The organism is Rickettsiales bacterium (assembly GCA_041396965.1).
Lineage (GTDB): Bacteria > Pseudomonadota > Alphaproteobacteria > Rickettsiales > SXRF01 > SXRF01.
Genome location: JAWKXN010000001.1, coordinates 338,942 through 362,683, shown reverse-complemented (window position 1 = coordinate 362,683; position 23,742 = coordinate 338,942). Strand labels below are relative to the sequence as shown.

The 23,742-nt window shown below is 37.6% G+C and carries 23 protein-coding genes; 11 read left to right on the top strand and 12 right to left on the bottom strand.

Annotated elements, in window-relative coordinates; genetic code table 11:
* Positions 1-7: 7 nt before the first annotated feature.
* The 7 genes from R3D71_01820 to R3D71_01790 form a co-directional block, all read right to left on the bottom strand.
* A complete protein-coding gene (locus tag R3D71_01820) occupies positions 8-760 on the bottom strand; it encodes a prepilin peptidase (GenBank protein ID MEZ5690388.1) in 753 nt (250 codons plus the stop codon).
* 25 nt (positions 761-785) lie between these two features.
* Positions 786-2,012 carry a hypothetical protein gene (locus R3D71_01815; GenBank protein ID MEZ5690387.1) on the bottom strand — a complete coding sequence of 409 codons (1,227 nt, stop codon included), beginning with the start codon at positions 2,010-2,012 and terminating at the stop codon, positions 786-788.
* A 170-nt stretch (positions 2,013-2,182) separates the two neighbouring features.
* On the bottom strand, positions 2,183-4,225 hold the full coding sequence (locus R3D71_01810) for a fused MFS/spermidine synthase (GenBank protein MEZ5690386.1): 2,043 nt from the start codon (positions 4,223-4,225) through the stop codon (positions 2,183-2,185).
* Between the two features lie 126 nt (positions 4,226-4,351).
* Positions 4,352-7,201: an AsmA family protein gene (locus tag R3D71_01805; protein ID MEZ5690385.1), complete on the bottom strand. Its 2,850-nt coding sequence runs from the start codon at positions 7,199-7,201 to the stop codon at positions 4,352-4,354.
* Positions 7,202-7,343: 142 nt separating this feature from the next.
* Positions 7,344-7,952: a methionine biosynthesis protein MetW gene (gene metW / locus R3D71_01800; GenBank protein ID MEZ5690384.1), complete on the bottom strand. Its 609-nt coding sequence runs from the start codon at positions 7,950-7,952 to the stop codon at positions 7,344-7,346.
* Between the two features lie 51 nt (positions 7,953-8,003).
* Complete coding sequence (locus tag R3D71_01795; GenBank protein ID MEZ5690383.1) at positions 8,004-8,996, bottom strand: integrase core domain-containing protein; 993 nt, start codon at positions 8,994-8,996, stop codon at positions 8,004-8,006.
* Between the two features lie 135 nt (positions 8,997-9,131).
* On the bottom strand, positions 9,132-10,292 hold the full coding sequence (locus R3D71_01790) for a homoserine O-acetyltransferase (protein ID MEZ5690382.1): 1,161 nt from the start codon (positions 10,290-10,292) through the stop codon (positions 9,132-9,134).
* Between the two features lie 234 nt (positions 10,293-10,526).
* On the opposite strand from R3D71_01790, the gene R3D71_01785 reads away from it, so the two are divergent.
* The 6 genes from R3D71_01785 to R3D71_01760 all read left to right on the top strand — a co-directional run bounded on the left by R3D71_01785 (position 10,527) and on the right by R3D71_01760 (position 16,033).
* The gene (locus R3D71_01785; protein ID MEZ5690381.1) at positions 10,527-11,087 is read left to right on the top strand and encodes a TadE/TadG family type IV pilus assembly protein; all 561 of its coding nucleotides are present in this window, start codon (positions 10,527-10,529) and stop codon (positions 11,085-11,087) included.
* 33 nt (positions 11,088-11,120) lie between these two features.
* The gene (locus R3D71_01780; protein MEZ5690380.1) at positions 11,121-11,738 is read left to right on the top strand and encodes a TadE/TadG family type IV pilus assembly protein; all 618 of its coding nucleotides are present in this window, start codon (positions 11,121-11,123) and stop codon (positions 11,736-11,738) included.
* Positions 11,731-13,179, top strand: a complete 1,449-nt coding sequence (locus R3D71_01775; GenBank protein ID MEZ5690379.1) for a TadE/TadG family type IV pilus assembly protein — start codon at positions 11,731-11,733, stop codon at positions 13,177-13,179. Before R3D71_01780 ends, R3D71_01775 begins: the two co-directional genes overlap by 8 nt.
* A gap of 99 nt (positions 13,180-13,278) precedes the next feature.
* Positions 13,279-14,196, top strand: a complete 918-nt coding sequence (locus R3D71_01770; GenBank protein ID MEZ5690378.1) for a chorismate mutase — start codon at positions 13,279-13,281, stop codon at positions 14,194-14,196.
* Positions 14,197-14,227: 31 nt separating this feature from the next.
* Entirely contained in the window at positions 14,228-15,313 is a 1,086-nt protein-coding gene (hisC, locus tag R3D71_01765; GenBank protein ID MEZ5690377.1) for a histidinol-phosphate transaminase, read from the top strand.
* Between the two features lie 156 nt (positions 15,314-15,469).
* Positions 15,470-16,033 carry a hypothetical protein gene (locus R3D71_01760; protein MEZ5690376.1) on the top strand — a complete coding sequence of 188 codons (564 nt, stop codon included), beginning with the start codon at positions 15,470-15,472 and terminating at the stop codon, positions 16,031-16,033.
* On the opposite strand, the gene tnpA is transcribed toward R3D71_01760, so the two are convergent.
* The gene (tnpA, locus tag R3D71_01755; GenBank protein ID MEZ5690375.1) at positions 16,025-16,456 is read right to left on the bottom strand and encodes an IS200/IS605 family transposase; all 432 of its coding nucleotides are present in this window, start codon (positions 16,454-16,456) and stop codon (positions 16,025-16,027) included. The two genes, R3D71_01760 and tnpA, sit on opposite strands and share 9 nt — an antisense overlap.
* Before the next feature lie 248 nt (positions 16,457-16,704).
* Between tnpA and R3D71_01750 the strand changes: the two genes are divergently transcribed.
* Positions 16,705-16,827 carry a hypothetical protein gene (locus tag R3D71_01750; protein ID MEZ5690374.1) on the top strand — a complete coding sequence of 41 codons (123 nt, stop codon included), beginning with the start codon at positions 16,705-16,707 and terminating at the stop codon, positions 16,825-16,827.
* A gap of 197 nt (positions 16,828-17,024) precedes the next feature.
* Positions 17,025-18,116, top strand: coding sequence for a prephenate dehydrogenase/arogenate dehydrogenase family protein (locus tag R3D71_01745; GenBank protein MEZ5690373.1), 1,092 nt, complete (start codon positions 17,025-17,027; stop codon positions 18,114-18,116).
* Positions 18,117-18,118: 2 nt separating this feature from the next.
* Here R3D71_01745 and R3D71_01740 read toward each other — a convergent pair whose 3' ends face one another.
* Positions 18,119-18,634 (bottom strand): squalene/phytoene synthase family protein, encoded by a 516-nt coding sequence (locus R3D71_01740; GenBank protein MEZ5690372.1) that lies wholly within the window; start codon positions 18,632-18,634, stop codon positions 18,119-18,121.
* A 66-nt stretch (positions 18,635-18,700) separates the two neighbouring features.
* On the opposite strand from R3D71_01740, the gene R3D71_01735 reads away from it, so the two are divergent.
* The 3 genes from R3D71_01735 (at position 18,701) to R3D71_01725 (ending at position 20,702) form a co-directional block, all read left to right on the top strand.
* Positions 18,701-19,294, top strand: a complete 594-nt coding sequence (locus tag R3D71_01735; GenBank protein ID MEZ5690371.1) for a superoxide dismutase — start codon at positions 18,701-18,703, stop codon at positions 19,292-19,294.
* 104 nt (positions 19,295-19,398) lie between these two features.
* On the top strand, positions 19,399-20,388 hold the full coding sequence (locus R3D71_01730; protein ID MEZ5690370.1) for a hypothetical protein: 990 nt from the start codon (positions 19,399-19,401) through the stop codon (positions 20,386-20,388).
* 2 nt (positions 20,389-20,390) lie between these two features.
* Positions 20,391-20,702, top strand: a complete 312-nt coding sequence (locus tag R3D71_01725; GenBank protein MEZ5690369.1) for a hypothetical protein — start codon at positions 20,391-20,393, stop codon at positions 20,700-20,702.
* 7 nt (positions 20,703-20,709) lie between these two features.
* Here R3D71_01725 and R3D71_01720 read toward each other — a convergent pair whose 3' ends face one another.
* The 3 genes from R3D71_01720 to galU all read right to left on the bottom strand — a co-directional run bounded on the left by R3D71_01720 (position 20,710) and on the right by galU (position 23,683).
* Positions 20,710-20,991: a hypothetical protein gene (locus tag R3D71_01720; GenBank protein ID MEZ5690368.1), complete on the bottom strand. Its 282-nt coding sequence runs from the start codon at positions 20,989-20,991 to the stop codon at positions 20,710-20,712.
* A 156-nt stretch (positions 20,992-21,147) separates the two neighbouring features.
* Positions 21,148-22,521 carry a UDP-glucose/GDP-mannose dehydrogenase family protein gene (locus R3D71_01715; protein ID MEZ5690367.1) on the bottom strand — a complete coding sequence of 458 codons (1,374 nt, stop codon included), beginning with the start codon at positions 22,519-22,521 and terminating at the stop codon, positions 21,148-21,150.
* Positions 22,522-22,777: 256 nt separating this feature from the next.
* A complete protein-coding gene (gene galU / locus R3D71_01710; protein ID MEZ5690366.1) occupies positions 22,778-23,683 on the bottom strand; it encodes a UTP--glucose-1-phosphate uridylyltransferase GalU in 906 nt (301 codons plus the stop codon).
* Positions 23,684-23,742 lie beyond the last annotated feature (59 nt).

Genomic DNA, 23,742 nt, shown 5'->3' with positions numbered 1-23,742 from the left:
GCGCTATCTAACTAGCATAAAAAATGGTAGACATAATAGCTAAACCAAGCGGTATAGTAATATAAAACACACCACTGCTAATTTTGGCATATAACCATATAGCAAACGTAAATCCTATAAATAATAGTAAAAATAGCGGGAACAGCTTAGCACCTACGCATATACCAGCCATTGCCATAATTTCCGCTTGTTTTGGTAGACGATATATATGCCCAACTTTTTCAATGGATTTTCTCCAGACTACCGCGCCGATAACAGTGGCGAACAACCCGCCAAGCACGAAATTGAACAACACTCCATCAGTGTAAACCCTAAGCAGCATACCGACTATAATCGTGCATATTATTACCTTACCCATGATAATTTTTTCATTTACTTCTATAGCGGCAAGAATAATCAAAAAAGCTGATAAAGTAATTGTGAGTATCGCCATATCACTGAAATCATACTTAAGAAAGGCAAATACAAATATAGAAGCAAGTAGCAACTCAGTTACGGTATGTGAAGTTGGATAAGAAGTTCCGCAATAACGACATCTATGACGAAGTAGCACAGCGGAGATTACCGGAAACAGGTCACGCACCTGAAGCAAAGCTCCGCAGCTACCGCAATATGGTTTTTTATCAAGTAGCAAACGACCACGTGGCAAACGGTGAATAAGTGAACAGGCATAGTTTCCGACGGCAAGTCCCATTACTATCGCCCAAATTACCCCAGACCAAATATATCTGGCATCCATTGTCTCAATTACGGTGAACATCAATTATTAGACTCCTTACATCAGATCAATTCTCTATTTTTAGATCAGGGGTGATTATCTTATCTATATAACGTCCCTGAAATAGAGATATACCAAGCGCCTGACCATATTGTACCGCTTCTTTGTTATCACAGCGACATAATATCACACGGTTACTGCCAAAATTTCGTATCGCTTCTGATATTTCTAAATTGGCTGTATTGTTGAGATCATCCTCTATATCAGCGTTCCACTGCATCTTCACCAAATCAATCCCTAACTTTTTGCTGTTTACCATCAGAAAACTATCAACGCTTACACCATCAAGACAAACACGATAACCAAGCCTTTGCGCCTCATCTCTTGCTACCTTAAAAGCGTTTATATCAACAAACACATCTATAGCTGGTATCTCTATTACTATGGCAACCTTTGATGATGGTTTTATCATGGAATCAAATTTGGCAAAACGGCTTGATATAATAGTCTCAACATTTAGATTCAGACTTACGGGACTTCCGGTATATCTGTTTATGTTACCACGAAATAATTCAAGCATCCGATTATCAAGCAACTGTGTCATATATTTGAATAACCAGCGGTTACTTAAAAAATCAACATCCGTTTTAAGAAGCTGACGTAGATGCATTATATTTATATACATCTCCTCAAAAATTCTACGCATGCTCATATCTGGAGACACGGCACAAACTGGTTGACGGCGAAGAACACGCTGTATATCAGCCTTCTGTAAATCTCTTTCAACAGCAGCAAGACTTGATACGTCAAACTTTCTTTTAACCGAACGTGGTGATTCCTCTGACATAGCAAGATTGCCAGCTCTTTCCGCCGCTGAGTTCCGACGAACAAGAAACGCCATACGTTTTCCGCACATATCCATAAAATCTTGGAAATTATCACTCAGATTATATATGGTACAAAAATCTGAATTTTCCTCACCATCGTCAAGATAACTAACCGGATCGTCCATATATAGATAGCGCAACTGGAAAATAAGCTTATTCATTATGTTATGTTCAAGATCGCAGCACACTACTATTATGCTGTGATCCGCCATATAGTAAATTCCACCTTCATAGCCTTTAAGTAAATCTCTGATTAAATTTATAGCTATCTTAAACTGATATTCGCTTTTATATTGCTCAAGAAGAGTGTCCAGATGAAAATGTATAGCCCACCAACCATCTGGGTTATGGATAAACCCTAACATTTCCATCAATTTGGTTTCGGCTGACTTCTGGACTACTATCATAATTTATAAATTCCACTAAGAATAGTTTGTACTAGCGTATCACTTACCGCATTGATTACAAATAGTTTAACCAATTACTGAAACCACACGTAAGTGACATGACAAAAACCAAATATCGGCAAATAAGCTTACTATAATATAATATATTGAAAAGACAATTATATGAAAACCTAAAACATCAATCTAAGTATATTAGAGTAATCGTCTGTCCACAAATATACGGAATCCATACTATCCAACTTACCCCAATGTTTAGGCAAATTCATTTGCTTAATCACTGATTTTTTTGCCATAACCACCCAGATTGATGTGTTTTTATATTTATCTTGACTTATATCCTTATCAAAAAATACCATAGCATCCATTCCTAAGTTATTTGCTATGGCAGACACGACCTTGCCAAGATTAAGATAACGATTGCTTATATTTATTAGTATAACCCCGTCCTTCTTTAGATGTTTTTTATAGGAAATAAAGGCTTCGTAGGTAAGCAAGTGGATTGGTATAGAGTCAGAGGTAAAAGCATCTAAAACTATTAGATCAAACATCTTACCATATTTTTTAATTTGTAGTCTTCCGTCACCCGCTATTATATTAACCGTTGGTTCGCACTCCTTAACATATGAAAAATAATCGCTATTCTCTACTATATCTATTACGGCAGGATTAATCTCAAAAAACGATATTTTATCTTCTTTTCTACCATAACAAGCTATACTGCCTACACCAAGACCAATAGCAGCAATATCCATAGAATATTTTTCCTTCTGCAACGCATTAATTACATCACCTACCGGACCACTTGGATGATAATATGACATAGGAATAAGATGTTTTTTACCTGAAATATATTGGATACCATGTACCGTAGTACCATTATTTAGTATTATAGCTTCTAAGTCATGGTTCCTAATTTTTAGGACTCCATAAAAATTACGAATAGACTTTACTAATCCACCTGAAGAATTATGAAATAACAACCCAGATGAGACTATAACTATATAGAACAAGCCCATACGGAATGGTTTTTGATAACCTGACAAACAATACTTAAACACAGCATAAGTTGTAACTAAAAATATAATAACTAATAAAAAAGCACCAAAAGGATAAGTAAGATTTGTCGCAATGAATAGCGAAGATAAAATTAAAATCAAAAAAACAAATATGATCTTTAAATCTTTGCGAAATGTAGAGGCAATTCTTTTTTTGGATGGACGAAGCATAAGAGCAAGCGCAATGATTATTTGTAACTCAAAAAGCATATTAAATAATGATGGCACTACGAAAGTAATAAAAAAACCTCCCAACACTCCACCTACTGATAAATATAAATAAAATACAGCGAGGTTAGACGCTTCCGGACGCATCCTATAAAGGATTATATGGCATATAAGCGCAGTTATGAAAAACATACTACTGTACCATATTATTGAAAATACATCTCTTATAGAATAGACTCCTGTAAGGAATTCTAATAATATGGGCAGGGTAAATATTATCTGCAATCTCAACAGTAATGGTAGTGATAGACGTTTCCAACCGCTAAACGCCATTATAAAACTTGCAAGATAAACCCCCAAAAACAACATCCACAATAATGGTATCGGTGCAATATCTGTAGTCACATAGGTAGTAATAGCGATAAGAAAGGCAGAAGGTACCGCCGACAATAGCATCCAGTGTAGTTTTGTTCCTATAGGAATTACAGAAATTGTGGATTTATATAAATTGATAATACTATATTTTGCCGCATTATTGTAAATTATAGCACATAGCACTAGCATTATACCAATTATGGTAAATATATACTGAAATAGTATTATCTGCGACTCTATTCCAATAAATGGTTCTATCAATACTACGAAACCAAGTATACCAAACATACTACCGGCATTACTAACTGCGTATAGCCAATATATATTATCCTGCTCGCTAATATTTACATACCACCTCTGCAGCAGAACCGAGGTACTGGCTAATAAAAAAAATGGCAGCCCTACATATAAAAAAAGTTTCTGAATTTGCCATCTTATAGGGTAAATATAAGCATCACTATCTACCTCTATATAAAACGGCATTTTCCACATATATAATACAGCTATCACTACGATAGCAATATGAATGATAACTTGCTTATTTACTGTAAAAATGGTTGTTACACGATTAGCGTACCAGTAACCAGAAAGTAACAACATTTGGAAACATGCCATAGAAATGCCCCAAACACTCGGGGAACCACCAAGTGATGGTAGCAGTGATTTAGTGAAAAGTGGTTGTATCCAAAATAGTAGAGCTGAGCTTGCAAAAATTATACTACAAAATAGAATAGCCACAACCTAATTCCCGATGTTCCTACCGACATTCCTTTTGGCGACGAAATCCTCAAGTGAGGACGTATCTACTCTTATTGACGGATCATTTAACTTACCAGAAAGTTGCAATACCATTATTGGAATTATATCAGGAGATAGGTTTGAAAATCTGAATAATATAGAAAACTGACCAGAAAGACTTTTAAGATCTATACCACCAATGATAGTCCCTGTAACCAAACCGCTTCTTAGAGTAACTCCGGGCGCTCTTATCTCACCTTTTCTTACATTAATTGAACCATCAACCATAAACTCGGTGGTTCCTTTAGTAACAACGTTATTTACATTGTTAAATACGTCAGCGGAAGAACGCGCTACCTCAATTATATTGCTAACACCAAATATATTTATGCCTTTCACTTTTACGCCACGAGCGGAAATTAGAAATTTTCCTTCCATCTGCTCAAGCCATTCTCTAAAGTTCCAGCCGGTAGTTGAGATAGTACCACTTAAACTACTATATCCATTTATATTATTTAGACCTATTACCGGATTTAATATATCGTAAATATCAGCCTTAGACATAGTAAAATTAAGCAAAATACCGGGAACTTTACCACCATAAACACTGCCAGCCATACTGGTTTCAGCTTGAGAATAAACAAAATCTAAATTTGTTATTTTCAGTTTTCTGCTTTCTAGGTTCGCCCGCATTTTAACATTCTCAAAAGTGAACCCCTTATGTATCAATTTGCGTAAATTAATGTCTAGTATTCCATCAACTTCTCCCATCCATTCCATAGGAATACGGCTATCAATATACTCGTTTATTTCTTCTTTAAGAATTTTTCGTTTTTTGAGGCTTCTTAATTTTTTAGCACTATTTTTGTCTTTACTATGCTCAATCTTCGCTGATGATGGAATAAAATACTCCGTATCTAAATTATCAGCATTGATCATTAAATTTACATATGGCAGCAAATTATTTACATTCAGACTAAAATTCAGCTCTGTTGTTGAGTCAGGATAAACAAAACGAATATCCGAAAGTCTTAAGTCTCCCTTGTAAGCGTATAAATAAAAAGAAGCCTTATCTCCCTTTTTTTCCATAAAAGTAAAATCATCAATGTATACTTTAATATCCATCCTCGTTGGAATTTTTTTAAGCCAATCAAAACGATTATCAGAATATTTTTTAATGATAGACGATTTCTTTTCAATCAAGTTACTCGTAGTTTCTGGAATACTATCATCGGTAAAATTATCTGTTAGCAGTACATCTCTTATATAGTCAAAATTTACATCTTTTAACTTTATCTTCATGTCAACACGAGGGACTCCAGCAATATAGGCTGTCATGGTTCCACTCATATCTTGACCATCAATAACAGCATCTGCCTCAAACAACCGAATTTGCTGACTATCCATATACAAATTGGAGTCTATCACAAATTTTCCATTTCCTATATCAGGTAGCTTATTCGCCGCAGGATAAAACATTTCTATTGATTCATGAAATTTTTTTCCTTTGGCTTCCATATTACCCTCAAAGCGAAGATTACCCAGACCACCCTGCGAAACAACCCCAAATATTGACAGAAGACCATCACCTTTTAGGTTAATATCACACTGATTTATGGTTACAGCTCCATTATCAAGCACTGTATTTAACGCTACATTCTCCCATTTCTGCTCTCCAAATAGGACATTATTCGCTTTCATATTAAGCTTTAGCTCAATATTTTCTGGCAGAGGATTAGTAGGGTTAAAATCGTAATTTTGCACATAATCATCAGGATGCGCACTACGCAATTTCGCAGCCATTGAATCTTCTATGACGGCTTTCCATACAAAATAATCTATATATTCAAATCTTGTGTCGGTAATTATGGTTGGATGCCATTTGTTCCAATAAACTTTAGCCTTGCCGCCTCCTTTTGAATTTAACCCATTTAATGAAAACTCATCAATATTGATAAAACCATCTTTTAATTTCCAAGACGCGTCAAACCGCATATCAAAGAGCCTCTTAGCGACTTTTTTTTGATTTTTATCTTTCTCATTGTTTTTATATCTGGATGGTAAATGCATCCAACTCCACATATCGCTAGCGGTAAAATTTATTGTCCCGACAATTTCTGGAGACTCTCCAAGTGATAGAATAGCACTTTTTAGATTGATTCTCCCAGTATTATCACCTGCCATCTGAAAGTTGATATAAAAACCATTGTCAATTTTTATATCTGATGGACTATTATCTATGGTAAAATTGTATGAACGTTTATTACGTTTCATACTACCGCTTAAATATAGATAATTATTATAATTAGCGGTTAGATTAATATCCTCTATAAAAATATTCTGATCATGTATATTATCGCGATAACTAATAATACCACCCCTTATATAAAATGGCGGAGTTTTCTTATTGTCGCTATTATCAAGGCTATTAAGAAGATTTATATTAAGCCAATCCCAATGGATAATATTGTCGCCACCTCTTTCTAAAGAGAGAATCGGATTGATAAGCGTAACTCCCGCTATGCTAACCTCACCTGATAAAAGTGACATCGGCTCTATATGAACTTCTAGCTTTTCTGAGTAAAGGCTAGGAGCGAATAGGTCACTATTGCTATTATCCATCTCTAAACCCTGAATAACTAATCTTGGAGTAGGTAGTAACACGAATCTGGCGTTACCAGCGATGGTTAGATCTTTACCGGTTTGTTTTTTAATAATATCTAAAACCTGTTGCTGATAAATTTCTGGCTTAATCCAAGCGCTTATTGAAAATAGAAGCCACTCGAACCCACCTATAATTAATAATATTAGTATTATTAATCTTTTTATTAATTTTCTATGCCTCAAAACCATACATAACCTAATAGAATTTCATAACTAACGAAGCATATCTCAATATTGTATATATATCATTAATTTATTTTATTAATTACATTAACCGTGAAATGTAAGTAAAAATACACAACATATTGTTAAATACAGAGTAATGACTATATCAACCAGAAAGCATAAAAATACCATGTTGCCCAAAAAGATTGGCAACCCATTTATACCCTACAACATTGGATGATGTTCCTGTTTCAGTAATATAGACGGTCTTCTCCACCGATAACCCGAGATTAGCACAAAGTTCCATAAAGTCGGTAATCGTACAAAAGTGGATATTAGGAGTGTCATACCATTGATAACTAAGATTACGAGTAACAGGCATACGACCAAAAAATGTTAAATATAAACGGTTTCTCCAATGTCCAAAATTAGGGACCGAAACTATGGTACGATCTGCGATACGAACCAAATTCTCCAATGTTTTTCTTGGATTTTCAAGTGTTTGCAGAGTTTGACTAAGAACAGCGTAATCATATGCCTTATCAGGATAAAAAGATAAATCTGTATCAGCATTACCTTGCATTACTGATAATCCTTTTGAAATACAGTTATTTACCCCATTTTGAGATAATTCTATACCTCTACCCACTACGGATTTTTCTTTTTTCAACCAATATAGTAAATCACCATCCCCACAGCCAACATCAAGCAATGTGGAATTTGGTTCAACCATGTCGGCTATCGCTCTTAAATCGTATCTTAAATCCAAAACCATAGTCAAGCCTGTAAAAGTCAAATAATTCGGTGTCAGATTTTGTAATCTGTTTCATGTTATATTTTTTCCAATAAGATGAGAAGGAGTTTTTCCATTTGCGGCGGAGTGAGGTCTTGCGTAGTTGTAGTAAGTCATATACTCGAACACTTCATTTTTGAGCTGGTCTAGCGAGTCGAATACCATTTCACGCAGCAAATCTTCTTCTATTGTTTTCCAGAATCTCTCTATTTTTCCGTTAGTTTGTGGTCTGTAAGGTTTAGTTCGGCGATGTTTTATTTTAAGTTCAAAAAGCAGACGCATAAAAGGATTTTTCTTAATAGTTGCTGGATCGTTACTACCACTGCCAAACTCTGAACCATTATCCGTTAGTATCTCAACAAAATCAAAACCAAACTCTTTCTTGAATAAATTAAGTAGCTTCATTGTAGAAAACATCACATTTAGCGATGTAACTTCAGGAATAACCTCACACCACGCTAGAGAAGTTTTATGGTCAATCAGCCCCACCAGATAATAACGTTTATTATCACCGGAAATCATGCCTTTGGGTAGGTAATGGCAATCTATATGCCCTAGCTCACCGGCTTTTTCTTTGATAATCTTGCGTTTTTCTTCCATCATTCTTGGCTGCAATCTGTTAAATCCATGTTTTTTGCTTATATTATAAATAGTGCTAGGACAAGGACGAGTTTCATGTTCAGAAATCTGTAAATCAGCATGTATCTCAAAACGATTCAAACCTTTTTGCCGTAAGCCTATAATCTGTTGTTCTATATGAGGTAAAATTCTCCTAGTTTTATATTTAGCACCGCGTTTTTGAGGCAATAATTCTAATTTAGAACCACTACTTTTGTAACGATTATAGTATTTTATGAAATTCTGACGGGTTAGATTATGAAATTTATAAAATTCACTGACAAAACAAAATCTTGTGTGTCGCTTTGCCTTAATTAATTCATATTCCGAACATAAAAACTCCATCCGCTTTATTGTGCTTGACTCAAGAACTCTGTCCTTGCCACTGCGTAATTCTTGTTTGCTCATGCGTTGCCTCATTTATAAAGTTTGACTCAATTAGTGACTTTACAAAATCTGACACCGAATTATTTGACTTTTACAATGCCTACTTAATCAACAACTTTAATTATAGCTAACAATATATTGATATTATTAGTTTTATTATACTCCATACATCTCCGCGCTCCCCTCTATAAACCCACGCACCACATCATCAAATTCCGGTATATCCAGCAGAAAGGAATCATGCCCATTGTCGCTTTCTATCTCGGTAAAACTGACATCAGCGGCGGCGGCGTTTAAGGCTCTTACCAGATAACGACTCTCAGAGGTTGGATATAACCAGTCACTACTAAATGAAACAACACAAAAACGGGTTTTTGTTCCCTTAAATATATCTGTAAGCTTGCTGTCATTACCTTCAGTTAAATCAAAATAGCTGGCGGCTCTGGTCAAATATAGATAAGAGTTGGCATCAAATCGTTCGACAAAACTAGTCCCCTGATGACGAAGATAGCTTTCTACTCTGAAATCAGCGTCCAGACCATAGGTAACGCTCTGCCTATTTTGAAGATTACGACCGAATTTTTCTTGTAATGTCTTTTGCGAAAGATAGGTAACATGAGCGGCCATGCGCGCTACCGCAAGTCCTTTAGACGGGTAATTACGTATTTGCAGATAATTACCATCGCACCAATTGGGATCCGCCATTATAGCTTGCCTACCTATTTCATGAAAAGCTATATTCTGTGCTGACTGGCGGACAGCAGTCGCGATTGGCATGACCGCGAAAACCCGCTCAGGGAAACATCTAGCCCACTCAAGAGCCTGCATACCTCCCATTGAACCGCCAACTATACAGAATATTTTTTTTATCCCGATCGCGTCCAACAATAACGACTGGGCTTTTACCATATCGCCTATTGTAATAAATGGGAAGTCAAGCCCATATTGTTTGCCAGTTTCTTTATTGATTTCCTTAGGTCCAAATGACCCCATACAACCGCCAATTATATTAGAGCAAATAACAAAAAACCTGTCTGTATCAATAGGTTTTCCAACCCCTACCATTCTATCCCACCAACCTATTCTACCTGTAACCGGATGCTCTCCACAAAGATATTGATCACCGGTTAAGGCATGACAAACCAAAACTACATTGCTTTTATCTTTATTAATTTTTCCATATGCCTGATAGGCTATAGGTATATTAGCAACCTTAACGCCACATTCTAGGACAAGAGGTTCATCGACCGCTATATTAACAACATTGCCGATTTCTATCTCTCTATATCTATCACCAAATATTGACTTTTTTTTCATAATGAAAAAATAAAATTGAATATGCTGGACAGCTAATTAATTATACATCAGTTATAATATAAATATAATATAAAGCATTTACATATTTGAAACAAATTAATTATATATTTTTTATAATTTTCAATAAATTAATTAACATAATTAACTACGGGTTAATATTGTTATGATAAGATGCGCTAAGTGGTGTTTTAGTGCGATAGTACAATAAATCTACATAATGCTTGATATAAGACAATGTCCACAAACAACAAAACAAGAAAATTTTATTCCGATCGCAGTGGTACGACTGCGGTTGAATTTGCTTTGATCGCTCCGGTATTTCTGCTAATGCTTACTGGTCTTGTTGAGTTCTCTCTTGTCATGTTTGTAAGCAGCGTAATGGAAGGAGCTACCGCAGCAGGCAGCCGTTATGGAAAAACCGGATATACCATAGAAGGAATAACCCGCCAGCAACAAATAGTAAATACCGTGGCGTTAAGAACAACCGGATTGCTGGATCCTGAAAATATTACCGTCAACACTACGGTTTATCCATCATTCGAATCAATAAGCCAAGAAGAACCTTACATAGATTCAAATCACAATGGTGTCTATAATGTCGGGGAAACCTACACGGATGTAAACGGGAACGGGCAATGGGACAGTGCTGGTGTTGAAGGACTGGGCAATGCGAATGACGTAGTAGTATATACGGTAAGTTATCCATGGACCATTACGACACCAATAATAAACTCCTTTTTTGATAATCCATTAATAATATCAAGCCGTACTGTTGTAAAGAACGAGCCATATTAATCGAAACTATTTTAGTAAAAGTGTATAAATAAAATGAAAAACAGATTGTTGTACACATATAAAAAAATGCTACTTTCGCGGGATGGTCTTGCGGCTGTTGAGTTTGCTCTGTTTCTCCCGCTTTTCATAATTCTTACATTCGGTGCTATTGAGGTAACGCGCTACGTATTGATCACGCAAAAAATGGAACGTGTCTCAATATCTCTTTCTGACCTTGTAGCACAGTCAAAGAATGTTAACTCCGGTGATTTAAGCCAGATAATACTCGCAGCCAGCCAGCTGATGCTTCCTTATGATTTTGATACAAACGGCTATGCCATAATATCATCCGTAACCAAAACCGGTGAAGATCCCCCAGTAATCAACTGGCAATATACAAGCGGAGGGACAGTGCAGACGAGTCTTGTCGGAACATCGGGAGGAAACGCCACCATGCCTGGAGGTTTTGCCATAACTGACAAGGAGACTGTTATAATAGCTGAAGTATTTTTCAGCTACGAACCTATACTATCGGGCACCATATATAATAGCAGCACGATGTATCGCTACAGCATACATAAACCAAGGCTGGGGGATCTGAAGGTACTTGGATATAACATATACTCTCCAAAAAACTTGTGGGGAGAGATATGGAGAGAAATATATGCCTAGCATGGAAAAACTTTCTCTATATACCAGTAATACACGTAGAGCATTTAACAGGTTTACTTGCGAACAATCGGGATCAGCAATGCTTGTGGTAGGTGTTGGATTACTTGCCATTGTCTCAATAATCGGTGTGTCAATTGATATGGCACGTGCGCAGCTTGTACAGGCAAGAATGGGGAGCGCATTAGATAACGCCGGTCTTGCGGCAGCGGCCACCATAAGCACCAATGATATAAACAGCGAAGCCAACAAATATTTCAATGCTAATTTCCCTGCCAATTATATGGGAACTACTATTGGCACATTGTTGGTTACGCCAAGCAGTGACAATAAAGTGATATCTCTTTCTATATCAGGATCTGTGCCAACGACTTTTATGAGAATAGCTGGTATTGAGAGTCTTGCTATTTCCGCTTCATCAGAAATTACCCGTGAGAGCAAAGGTCTGGAAATAGTGCTAGTAATGGATACGACAGGTTCAATGACCGGTTCTGCAGGTGGTTCAGTAAGCAAAATAACCGCCGCTAAAAACGCGGCAACGACAATGGTAAATATATTATATGGCAGCAATGAAACCATAGATAATCTCTGGATTGGTCTTGTTCCTTTCTCACAAACGGTAAATATCGGCTCTAGCAGAACCAGCTGGGTTGAGACAGATAGTTTCAACTGGGGACCATCAAGCTGGGAAGGTTGTGTGGAATCACGCAGTAACAGCACCTTAACTCCGCAATATGATATAACTGATGACATACCGTCCGTAAGGCTGTTTCCTAAATATTACGCGGAGGATAATGACAGCACCAATAACTGGATATCATATGGTAATTACTACATAACCAGCACCAAAGGTCCTAATGTTTACTGTCCGCAAGCAATTACTCCACTTACATCCAGCAAAACTACCATATTGAATGCTATTTCATCGATGACTACAGGTGGTCTTACCCATATTAACCTAGGAATGGCTTGGGGTTGGAGGTTAATATCCCCTAAATGGCGTAATTTATGGGGTGGAGAGATGGACACTAACGCACTTCCGCTTGATTACAACACCCCGCTGATGAACAAAGCGATAATCCTGATGAGTGATGGAGACAACACAATATCCGATAACAGATATACCGCTTATGGTTATCCTGATGATGGACAGCTTGGACCAAGCGCCTGCACTTCCTCGTGGTGGGGAAGCGATTGCAATAATGGAGAATCTGAGTTAAACATAAGAACAGGCAGTGTATGTGATAACATCAAGGCAAATAGCAGTAATGTAATAATTTATACCATAGCACTTGGTACGAATATAGGCACAACAGCGAAAAATGTGTTAAAAAATTGTGCGAGCAAGGCAGAGTACTACTTTGATAGCCCGACCACCGATGATTTATCGCTTGCCTTCAGCCAGATTGGTGATTCGCTGGCTAATCTCAGAATCAGCAAATAGCTTACCCATATGGTAAAATATGTTACTTTTACAGGTTGACTTAGCTGAATTATCTCTTATAGCTTAGTTTGTCTAACAATTTTAATAATATGAATGGCTATGGATGATATATCAGAAGCCTCTACAGTAGAGGATACCAATGTTGAAGTAGATAACATTGAAAAAGAATTAGCGATATTTCGCAAGCAAATAGATGAAATTGATAATGTCATAATAAGCCAGCTTAAAAAGCGTATAGGTATAGTAAAGCAGGTTGGAAGCCTAAAATATAGTAAGACCAATATACCCTGCCCTATCCGTCCCGGTAGGGAAGCTGAAATGATAAGAGATATAACGGAAAGATTCGCCGAAAGTGATTTTCCAGCGGCTTCAGCGGCCGCTATATGGCGTATAATTATTGGCGCTTCCACTAACGTTGAGTCTAAACTTACCACTTCTATATTCTCTGATGAAAAAGAAAGTAAGCTATACTGGCTGGCAAGAGAATATTTTGGTCCCAATATACCAATTATAAAACAGCCATATGTAAAACGTGTTATAAGTGATGTGATTGAGGATAAAGCGTCGGTTGGTATAGTTCCAAATATGGATAATATAAGTGATGATGATAACTGGTGGGTATTACTGCTACAACAAGGAGAAAACTCTCCCAAAATATTCGCTCATATACCATTTGTAAATAACCAGCCTACAGACAGGAATAATCCATCAGCTCTTGCCATAGCTAAACTCATCCCTGAACCGTCTGGTGATGATATATCCATAATAGTTATAGAGGCTGAGCATAATGTAAGCCAAAATCGCTTGCAGACAATATTTAGTAGTATAGGTCTGAACGCCCGCTGGCTTACCACTACGACTATTAACCCAGCAAGCCGTCATCATCTGATTGAAGTTAGATGCTTTGTTGATGAAAATCATGAAGAGTTAAAGCAAGCTCTTTCCGCTTTGGGTCGCGCTTTATTTAGATGTTATTTTCTTGGAGCTTATGCCACCCCAATAGATTTTACTAATTAATCTAATAATATAAAATTTAGAATAAATAATTATGCGTCCTACCCCAAATCATGGAATTTTAGAGATAGCACCTTATGTTGGTGGAAAATCAACATCTAATTCCGCGATAAAAACCATTAAACTATCTTCCAACGAAACTCCACTTGGAGCAAGCCCTAAAGCTATAGAGGCTTATAAAGAAGTCGTCACTAATTTACACCGCTATCCTGATGGTAGCGCATATAAATTAAGAGAAGCAATCAGTGATATTTATGAACTTCCACTGAAAAAAATTGTCTGTGGCGCTGGATCTGATGAACTTATCGGATTATTAGTTCACGCTTATGTGAATAAAGGTGATGAGGTAATAATAAGCAAGCATGGTTTTTTGATGTATAAGATATACGCGCAGAGCGTTGGAGCTAAGGTAATAGCGGCAACAGAAAAAGAGCTAAGAACCGATGTTGACGCTATACTAGCCACTATAAGTCCAAAAACTAAGATTATATTCATCGCTAATCCTAACAATCCAACTGGATCATATATAACTACTTCCGAACTAAAACGTCTACATGCTGGTATTCCCAAAAATGTAATTCTAGCTATTGATGACGCTTACTGCGAATATGTGGAAGCGGATGACTATAGTGATGGCAGCACACTAGTAAAAAACAATGAAAATGTGGTAATGCTTAGAACATTCTCAAAAATTTATGGACTTAGCGCACTACGTCTTGGCTGGATGTTCGCGCCAGAACATATAATAGATGTTATAAACCGAATAAGAGGTCCTTTTAACATTTCAACTCCTGCTATAGAGGCTGGGATCGCCGCCGTGCGTGATACTGAATTTACCGCTAAAGCCAAAGACTTTAACAAACAAGAGTTGGAGAAATTATTTGCGAAAATATCAGAACTTGGTCTTAAGCCATATCCAAGCGCTGGTAATTTCTTATTGGTGAAATTTCCTGAAAAGGGGCACACCGCCACCGCCGCTAACGCCTATCTCATGGAAAGAGGGTTAATAGTTCGTGAGGTAACAAATTATGGGTTTCCCAACTGCCTGAGAATAAGCGTCGGTCTTTGCGAGGATAATGAGGCAGTCATTGATGTTTTAAGAAAATTCCTAAACAAATAATTAACTATTTTCTAATAATATATATTATAAATATATATTTGAAAAACAACATTTTTTTCAATTCTTGGTTTTTAATATAGCCTATTATTCAATTTGATTTAATAATTTTTAACCTGTATAATTAACCAATTTTTAATAAAATGCAGGAAGTGAATTATGGCTTCAAACACTGAAGAACAAAAGAGTCATATACAAGCAGTAAAAGAATTACTAGGAAGTTTACTGCTAATTGAAAGTACGAGATATATATATCATTCCCACAATACAAACAATGAAGGTGTTGGCACTGACACATTCGCCATAAGCACAGATCATAATATTGATTATATCAATGGTGTATTGAATAAAATAAAAGGTGAAAATATAACAATTAAAAAGACTAGAAATAGCTCTGATAAAACCACTGATTTTGCTATATATTTTATTGATATGCCGAGAAAGGACATAATTTCCCAAGTGGATAAAAACATTGTTACGTCTCTAAAAAAAGATTTAGACCCAATAATAAAGGAAGCAATAAGGAAATTAAATGGGTACACACGGAAAAATTTTGAGGAAGCGTTGACACATGTAAACTGGCGTCTAAATGACGCGGCAAACGGAAAAAATTGTGAAAGAGCGCTAAAAGAGCTAAGAATGGAGGGTGTACCAGAAAAGTCTATATCTTGTTTCGAAAAACCTGTGAATCTCCGCCAGCTTACGCAGGCGGTTTCACTCTAGTTCAAGCTTCGCTTGGCCACAATCTTCCTGCCCTTGTTTTTCTATATAACGCTGTATAATCTTTTCATTTATCCCCACCGTAGAAACAAAATAACTGCCCGACCATATACTATCTGTACCCCAATACACCTTTTTGAGAAACGGAAACTTTACCTTGATTTTGCGTGCTGTATTCGTCTTAATTATTCGTACAACATCTCCTACGCTCATCTTTGGAGGAATAGACACAAGAATATGTATATGATCTTTATCATCATTATATTCCATAATATCTATTTCTGGATAATGTTCCGTTATTTCATAGAGTCTATTCCTCAAAAATTCGCTAACACCTTCGTTGATAATCTTACGACGGTATTTAGTCGCAAAAACAAGGTGATAGTGACATAGATAGATGCAGTTATTTTGTTTCCTGTAACTCATATATTATTTGTAGCAGGAAGATTGTAGCTGCGCTACATCCGCCAGCTCACGCAGGCGGTCTTAGAACGCGGATAAACAGACGTAATTTTAGAACTGTAAAAACTGGCTCAAAAAAGAGTGATAATTATCAAGTTCTAGAACCAATAATAGAAAAATTTAATGAAATACTTAGCAATCAACCAGCGTATATTTTTGATTTAGGGACTAAATACACGAATGGTTCTATTAGACAAACAATAACAGAGAAAATGACACTTAAAGACACAGATAGTTTGTATAAACAAAAAAATGTTCCAAAAAAAATTCGTGATATTTTAGAAGGCAATAATAGGGAAATAGGTATAAAAACTGGGACAGAAATGATAAGATAACGTTTTTCTCTTCCATATATAAATGATACATGTTAGCTATGTGGCTTCAAATTTTTAATGATATATTAAAAATTGATTGTGCTCGCTATCGCGGCGGAAATCAGTCGCTTTTGGTGACTAATTTCATAGTCTTTCTATTTTTTAGAAAGCAGAACGATTATAAGTATCTGACTTAAAAGTTAACATAGAAGATATAAATGACTAATCCAATATTCAAACAGATAACTATAATAGGGCTCGGTTTGATCGGCAGCTCTATCGCGCGTGGAGTTCGTAAAAACAATCTTGCTGAAAGAATAATCGCTTATGATCAAGATGAATTGTCTTTAACCTACGCTATTAAAGAAAAATTTATTGACGAAGCGGCAAATAATATTGGGGAATCCGTAAGTGACAGTGAATTGGTAATAATCGCCACCCCACCAGCGACACTCGCTGATATAAGCAAAGAAATAGCGACAAGCCTCAGCGACAGAACTATAGTAATAGACGTAGCATCGGTAAAAAGACCGGCTATTTCGGCTATTGAAGATAACCTACCACAGAATGTGATATTTATGCCAACTCACCCAATAGCTGGTAGTGAGAGAACTGGTGTACGTAGTGGACGTGATGACCTTTTTAAGCAACGGAGAATAATAATAACCCCAGAGCAACCTCCAGAAGATGAATTACTTAACAAGCTTACCAATTTTTGGGGCGCGATGGGCGCTAGGCTAGAGGGGATGCCAGCGGACACGCATGACCTTATTTACGCTTATATGTCGCATCTGCCACAACTTATAGCGTTTTGCGTAACAGAACCGCTTGGTGAGTTTTACAAGCGGGAACTGGAAGACCCTCAACAGAATAACATATATAAAACTTTTCTTAGAATCACCTCCTCCGACTCAGAATTATGGGCTGATATTTTCGCGCAGAATAGTGAGAATCTACTAAAAGGACTAGATCGCTATATTGACGCTATCGCTTATGTCCAGCGTGAATTACAGACTGCTCCCAAAAGCGAGGAAAGCAAAGCTGATGAGGTAATAGCGTATACTAGATTATTCCCACGCATTGTCGCTTCCTGCCTAATTACCACTGTTATGGAAGCGGAAAAAAACACTGGAATATCTTTTGCCAAATATGCCGGAACCGGTTTTGCTGATTTTACCACCCCTGCCCTGCTACCTCCTGATGAGGATACGGAAAGTATCTCCGCGCAATATAAACAGGTTGAGAAGATACTTGATGCCTTCCTTTTGCGCCTTAAACAGTTCCGCCACGCGCTTGTTAGCAGACAATAAAATCAAAAAACAAACAACAATCTGCTCAACAACAGCCAGTTTTTTTTATTTCCGTGTTTGGCGTTGTGTTTATTTATAATGCTTACGGATTTTTCCCATTTCTTTATTTCTTTTTTATCTGCCTTACTAAGTAAATATTTTTTTATAGTATCACGCAATATATTATCAGAGTTACTTGGTTTATCAGGAAAATTCTCCCGATAAGAGTTGATAATCGGAATTACTATATCCTCATTTATTTCCGCTCTTGCCAAAGCCTGAATTAGCGGTTGCGCACGAATTTCCCCATTTTTTATAGACTCTATCGCCTCCTGCCACCAAGCGTAGCGTATATGCCCCATCATCTCCTCTTTTACGTTAGAGTGGATACTCATAAGCTCAATATCTAGCGCGCATATAGCTACCGCCACCTCTCGCAGATGAGATGGAATAAACATTAGTGACACAAAAAAATCATACCTTTGATTTTTCACCTGCACGCAATAATGAGAATATTCTTCTTTACTTGCAAAAATCATCTAAATAACCTACATGAATAGTAAGATTTATATAACTACTTAACAATAAAGATAAAAGAGGATTTTATGACTTTTACATTACCGGAACTACCATACACACCTAACGCCCTTGAACCTCACATCTCAGCTAATACTTTTTCCTATCACTATAATAAGCACCATCAAGCCTATGTTACTAACCTGAATAATCTGGTAAAGGATACTCCTCTTGCCTCAGCTAGCCTTGAGGATGTAATAAAACAAACCGCTGGTGACGCTGGCAAAGCCGGTATCTTTAATAACGCCGCTCAGGTGTGGAACCACACATTCTACTGGAATTCAATGAAACCAAATGGTGGTAGTGAGCCAAGTGGAGATTTAGCGGCAAGAATTAATAAAGATTTTGGTAGTTTTGACGCTTTCAAAGAAGCTTTCAAACAAGCGGGAGCTACTCAATTCGGTAGCGGCTGGGCATGGCTGGTGCTAGACGGCGATACACTTAAAGTAACTAAAACCGCAAACGCTGACCTACCAATGGCGCACGGTCAGAAGGCACTGCTTACCTGTGACGTGTGGGAACATGCTTATTATCTTGATTATCAAAACCGCCGCCCTGACTATTTGGCGACTTTCCTTGATAAGCTAGTTAACTGGGATTTCGCCGCTAAGAATTTAGCCTAACATATAACATACTGTGATAGCTGTATATTTATTGCGGTAAATGGCTGATATTTGTCATTATTTTGTAACTATATTTTTTTAGTTGGTTACATTATTATAGGATAATGGAAGGTCTGAATCCGGTTTTAGAACAAAAAGTGCGCCTACACCTTCCCTTAAGTGATATAAGGGAAGCTGGTGGTTTTGTGCCTACTACAGATAATATGCACGTGGCAAAACATCTACTGGATGATGATGCTAGCCTTGTATTTGCTAACGGCACAAGCAAAACTGTTGGTATTAGCGGTGAGCTTGGTGATAAAATCCGTGACAACGCCCCACGGATATCTGGAGCAATGAAGCTTGCAGGCGATGTCATTTTTGGCTTTAGTGGAGAACCATTACTTATGGCTTATTCAGCTTTCGCCATAATCGGCAGGCTGATAATGATTGCTTACGGCACTAAAGAAAATCAGGAAAAAACCGCAAATCAGAATAAGGGAAATTTAAAAAAAGACGACTCCATAGCCGGAAATATAAAAAAAATGGCTCATCCAAAATCTTATCCTATTGAGTCAAGCGCGGGATTTTCGGTAATTGCGGAAACATTTGGAACACTTTACGGAGCTAGCCTCTTCATGGAAGATGGCAGAACTGGGTACACCCCTTTATTATTAGGGCTTGTCGCTATAATCTCATATGCGAATATGCTATTTGGCAAAGAAAAGGATAAAAAACCAGAGAAAGCTAACAAAAAAGAAAATGAGGAATCACTACATTTCGCGAAATCTCAAAGTAAAGCGCAAGGTTTTACTGGGAAATTCATACAAAGGATGAAAGATGAACCGGTATTCGCTTCCTCACTGATGCAATCAGCCGTAAGCGCTGGTATGATAATAGGCGGTCTTATAGAAGCCATACCTGTATATGTGACTGGTGGAGCTTTGTTCTTAGCAGCTAGCCTGCTTATGGCGGCTACCGTTACTAAAAAAGGCTTTAACGTGGAAGGGGCTGAAGATAAAGATATTAAGGGCAGCACACAAAGACCAGAGCCACAATCTTTTGCTTACAAAGAGACGTTACGTAGAAACTCTGGTAGTGTGCTAGCGGTATAGTTATGGAACAGAATATATTTGAGGAGATTGATAAGAACGTACGCATACTTACTCTGATAACAGGAACTTTGGAGGATGGTAGCGAACACTGGGCTTACGCCTCTATACCTTTTAGCAAATACCAAAACTTCAAAGAAGCAGAGAAAAAGGGCAATTATGACCTCGCCGACTATGGGAGCATATTAAAGCACGGGGTCGGTAAAATACCTCCTGAAAACATTATACAAGAAATGAAGGAAGAATATGGAGCAGACCACAGGTTTGAGGAGGAACTTGAACAGATAATGCGGCAAATTGATGGGTTAAATCTGTAAGATGATTTTACCGTTGGCGCAAACTACTCCTGTTGCTTATTATGCTAGATTGGAATCTATTAGCCCCATCAGTCTGTAAATCACCGAAATCTGTATTGCCTTGCCTAACTTCCATTTCGTAACCTACTTTTTGTCCACGTTCTGACATTTTTACCATTAACTCAGCTCTTCTGCCTCTTTCTGGTTTGTTAGAGTGCTCCTGCCGTGTGGTTATTAAATCCATTTGCTCTAGTTTCTCTATTTCTAAATGCAAACAAGGAATAGTGACCCCTTCCCCCCTCCATGCCACTCCTAATTTCCATAGTGGATTTTTCTTGAGTAGGCGTTTTTCCTAAGAAATTAAGGATTTTTATCCCAAGCCTTGAAAGATTTGGTAGTGGATCATTGCTCATATTTTCCTCCGTATATATATTAACGTAATCTTTATAAAGCTTATAAATAGCAGTCAGACAGCTAACTCATCATCCATATTAAGGTCAGCTATCCACGGCTCACCTGTTACCACTTTTTGTCTACCCACTGATATATAGTTAAAGCCATGCGCCATCATATCCTGCCGTTTGTAGATATTGCGTAAATCAACCACTAAAGGTGTTTTGAGTAATTCCTTTACCTGCTTTAACTCAAGACTACGAAACTCGTTCCACTCGGTAAGAATAACCAACATATCGGCATCTTCCATCGCTTCATACGAGCTATTACACCATGTTATGCTATTACTATATTCTTTAAGATGATGTTTTGCCTCTTTCATACCTTGCGGGTCATAAGCTTTTATTTTAGCGCCACTACCGATTAAAGCTGGTATTATTGAAAGACTGGCGCTCTCTCGCATATCATCAGTATTTGGCTTAAAGGTCAGACCAAGTATGGCGATAGTTTTGTCTTTTACCTCCACAGCCGCTGATATAATCTTCTCCGCCATTTGTTTCTTACGGCTTTCATTACTTTCTATAGTCGCTTCTACCAAACGACTGGGAACTCCATTATTTACAGCCATCTGCCTAAGAGCCAGCGTATCCTTAGGGAAACACGAACCGCCATAACCCGGACCAGCTTGTAAGAATTTATCTCCTATTCTGCTATCAAGCCCGACACCACGCGCAACATCACGAATATTAGCTCCGGTTTTCTCACATAAATCAGCCATTTCGTTAATAAAAGCGATACGAGTGGCAAGCAGACTATTTGAAGCGTATTTTATCATCTCAGCGCTTTCAAAGGTGGTAAATAATATCTTCGCGCCATTTAAGCATATCGGTTCATAAATCCTGTTCATAAGATTACGCGCCCGCTTAGAGTCAACACCAACCACAATCCTGTCCGGTGACATAAAATCCTCTATCGCCACCCCTTCACGCAAGAATTCAGGATTGGAAGCCACATCAAAATCAGCGTTCGGATTTTCCTGTGATATAAGACGAGATATTTCACGGTTAGTTCCAATTGGGACGGTAGATTTATTAACAACTAAAGTGTAATCTTTTATGTGTTTAGCGACATCTCTTGCCGCTGAGTTAAGCGCGCTTAAATCCGGCATGCCGTCGCTATCATTAGACGGAGTACCAACAGCGATAAACACTATATCAGCTTGCTCTACCGCCTGCCCTAAATCCGTAGTAAAAAATAAGCGACCAGCCTTACGATTACTCTCAACTAGCTGTTCAAGACCCGGCTCATAAATTGGCATTACGTGCTGCTGCAATCCGGCGATTTTATCTGGATCTTTATCAACACAAGTAACGTGAAAGCCAAACTCAGAAAAACATACACCGGAGACTAGACCAACATATCCGGTTCCAATTACGGCAATTCGCATTATTTCTCTCCATATTTTCTATATACTTATTATGAATAAAAATATTACATATTTTTATCGCCTCCGAAATTTTCTACTGAAAATCTCATGAGGCATAGCTGAAGGCTCGTACGACCTGCTGGTCGTACTTTATTCATTTTTACGCTTGCTTCGCAGCGGAAAACCTTATCTTTCAGATAAGGTTTTCATACTAACTTTGGATAAAAATTATCCAAAGTTAGTATAAATGAATCTATGAATTGCTTAATATAGGCTATTAGTTATTAATACCAGCTCTTTTGTAAACTTCCGCAAGCTCGGTAATTAAATTATCACGAACATCACCTCTTTCCAAAGCGAAAGCCACATTCGCGGCGACAAATCCCATAAGTCTACCGCAATCGTAACGAACACCGTCAAAACGATAGCCAAAAACATCCTGCTTGCCGATCATACTAGCGATAGCGTCGGTAAGCTGTATTTCGCCACCCGCTCCTATTTTCTGATCTGATAGTACGTTAATTACCTCTGGTTGCAGTATATATCTACCAATGACCGATAGAGTAGAAGGCGCTTCCTCAGGAGTTGGTTTTTCAACAAGACCAAGCGCTTTGACTAACTTACCGTCCTCACTTGTCGCGCTATTATCAATGTCAACTATACCGTATCTAGCAGTTTCCTTTCTTGGCACATCCATAACCCCAAGTATATTTCCACCACAATCGTTATATTGTTCAACCATCTGTTTCAGACAACCCTTCTGCGAAAGAACCAGATCGTCAGCAAGAATTACGGCAAATGGCTCATCACCAACAAGATTACGGGCGCACCATACAGCGTGCCCTAAACCAAGCGGCTGACGCTGACGGGTAAATATAACATTACCGGCCTCAGGTATCCAATCGCTTGTAATACCTAACTCTTTCATTTTATTACGAGAGTTAAGAGTATCCTGTAATTCGTATGAATGGTCAAAATAATCGGCTATTGCCACCTTATTCCTACCGGTTACAAATATGAATTCTTCTATTCCAGCATCTTTTGCTTCCTCAAAAGCATAATGAATCAAAGGCTTATCCACTACTGGCAACATCTCTTTAGGCATTGATTTAGTAGCGGGTAAAAAGCGGGTACCAAGACCACCAACCGGAAAAACGACCTTTTTAACCTTTTTATACGCCATAAACTAACTCTCCATAAAAACAATCAAACACAGAACAAAGCTGAAAAACTTACACCAGC

What these genes read in the sequence shown, in the direction of transcription:
- R3D71_01780 (MEZ5690380.1), top strand. Translation starts at nt 11,121, where the DNA reads ATGAAAAACAGATTGTTGTACACATATAAAAAAATGCTACTTTCGCGG.
- R3D71_01785 (MEZ5690381.1), top strand. Translation starts at nt 10,527, where the DNA reads ATGTCCACAAACAACAAAACAAGAAAATTTTATTCCGATCGCAGTGGT.
- R3D71_01820 (MEZ5690388.1), bottom strand. Translation starts at nt 760, where the DNA reads ATGTTCACCGTAATTGAGACAATGGATGCCAGATATATTTGGTCTGGG.
- R3D71_01760 (MEZ5690376.1), top strand. Translation starts at nt 15,470, where the DNA reads ATGGCTTCAAACACTGAAGAACAAAAGAGTCATATACAAGCAGTAAAA.
- R3D71_01715 (MEZ5690367.1), bottom strand. Translation starts at nt 22,521, where the DNA reads ATGCGAATTGCCGTAATTGGAACCGGATATGTTGGTCTAGTCTCCGGT.
- R3D71_01810 (MEZ5690386.1), bottom strand. Translation starts at nt 4,225, where the DNA reads ATGGCATGTTTCCAAATGTTGTTACTTTCTGGTTACTGGTACGCTAAT.
- R3D71_01745 (MEZ5690373.1), top strand. Translation starts at nt 17,025, where the DNA reads ATGACTAATCCAATATTCAAACAGATAACTATAATAGGGCTCGGTTTG.
- R3D71_01750 (MEZ5690374.1), top strand. Translation starts at nt 16,705, where the DNA reads ATGACACTTAAAGACACAGATAGTTTGTATAAACAAAAAAATGTTCCA.
- R3D71_01770 (MEZ5690378.1), top strand. Translation starts at nt 13,279, where the DNA reads ATGGATGATATATCAGAAGCCTCTACAGTAGAGGATACCAATGTTGAA.
- R3D71_01805 (MEZ5690385.1), bottom strand. Translation starts at nt 7,201, where the DNA reads ATGGTTTTGAGGCATAGAAAATTAATAAAAAGATTAATAATACTAATA.
- hisC (MEZ5690377.1), top strand. Translation starts at nt 14,228, where the DNA reads ATGCGTCCTACCCCAAATCATGGAATTTTAGAGATAGCACCTTATGTT.
- tnpA (MEZ5690375.1), bottom strand. Translation starts at nt 16,456, where the DNA reads ATGAGTTACAGGAAACAAAATAACTGCATCTATCTATGTCACTATCAC.
- R3D71_01740 (MEZ5690372.1), bottom strand. Translation starts at nt 18,634, where the DNA reads ATGATTTTTGCAAGTAAAGAAGAATATTCTCATTATTGCGTGCAGGTG.
- R3D71_01735 (MEZ5690371.1), top strand. Translation starts at nt 18,701, where the DNA reads ATGACTTTTACATTACCGGAACTACCATACACACCTAACGCCCTTGAA.
- metW (MEZ5690384.1), bottom strand. Translation starts at nt 7,952, where the DNA reads ATGGTTTTGGATTTAAGATACGATTTAAGAGCGATAGCCGACATGGTT.
- R3D71_01790 (MEZ5690382.1), bottom strand. Translation starts at nt 10,292, where the DNA reads ATGAAAAAAAAGTCAATATTTGGTGATAGATATAGAGAGATAGAAATC.
- R3D71_01795 (MEZ5690383.1), bottom strand. Translation starts at nt 8,996, where the DNA reads ATGAGCAAACAAGAATTACGCAGTGGCAAGGACAGAGTTCTTGAGTCA.
- galU (MEZ5690366.1), bottom strand. Translation starts at nt 23,683, where the DNA reads ATGGCGTATAAAAAGGTTAAAAAGGTCGTTTTTCCGGTTGGTGGTCTT.
- R3D71_01815 (MEZ5690387.1), bottom strand. Translation starts at nt 2,012, where the DNA reads ATGATAGTAGTCCAGAAGTCAGCCGAAACCAAATTGATGGAAATGTTA.
- R3D71_01725 (MEZ5690369.1), top strand. Translation starts at nt 20,391, where the DNA reads ATGGAACAGAATATATTTGAGGAGATTGATAAGAACGTACGCATACTT.
- R3D71_01775 (MEZ5690379.1), top strand. Translation starts at nt 11,731, where the DNA reads ATGCCTAGCATGGAAAAACTTTCTCTATATACCAGTAATACACGTAGA.
- R3D71_01730 (MEZ5690370.1), top strand. Translation starts at nt 19,399, where the DNA reads ATGGAAGGTCTGAATCCGGTTTTAGAACAAAAAGTGCGCCTACACCTT.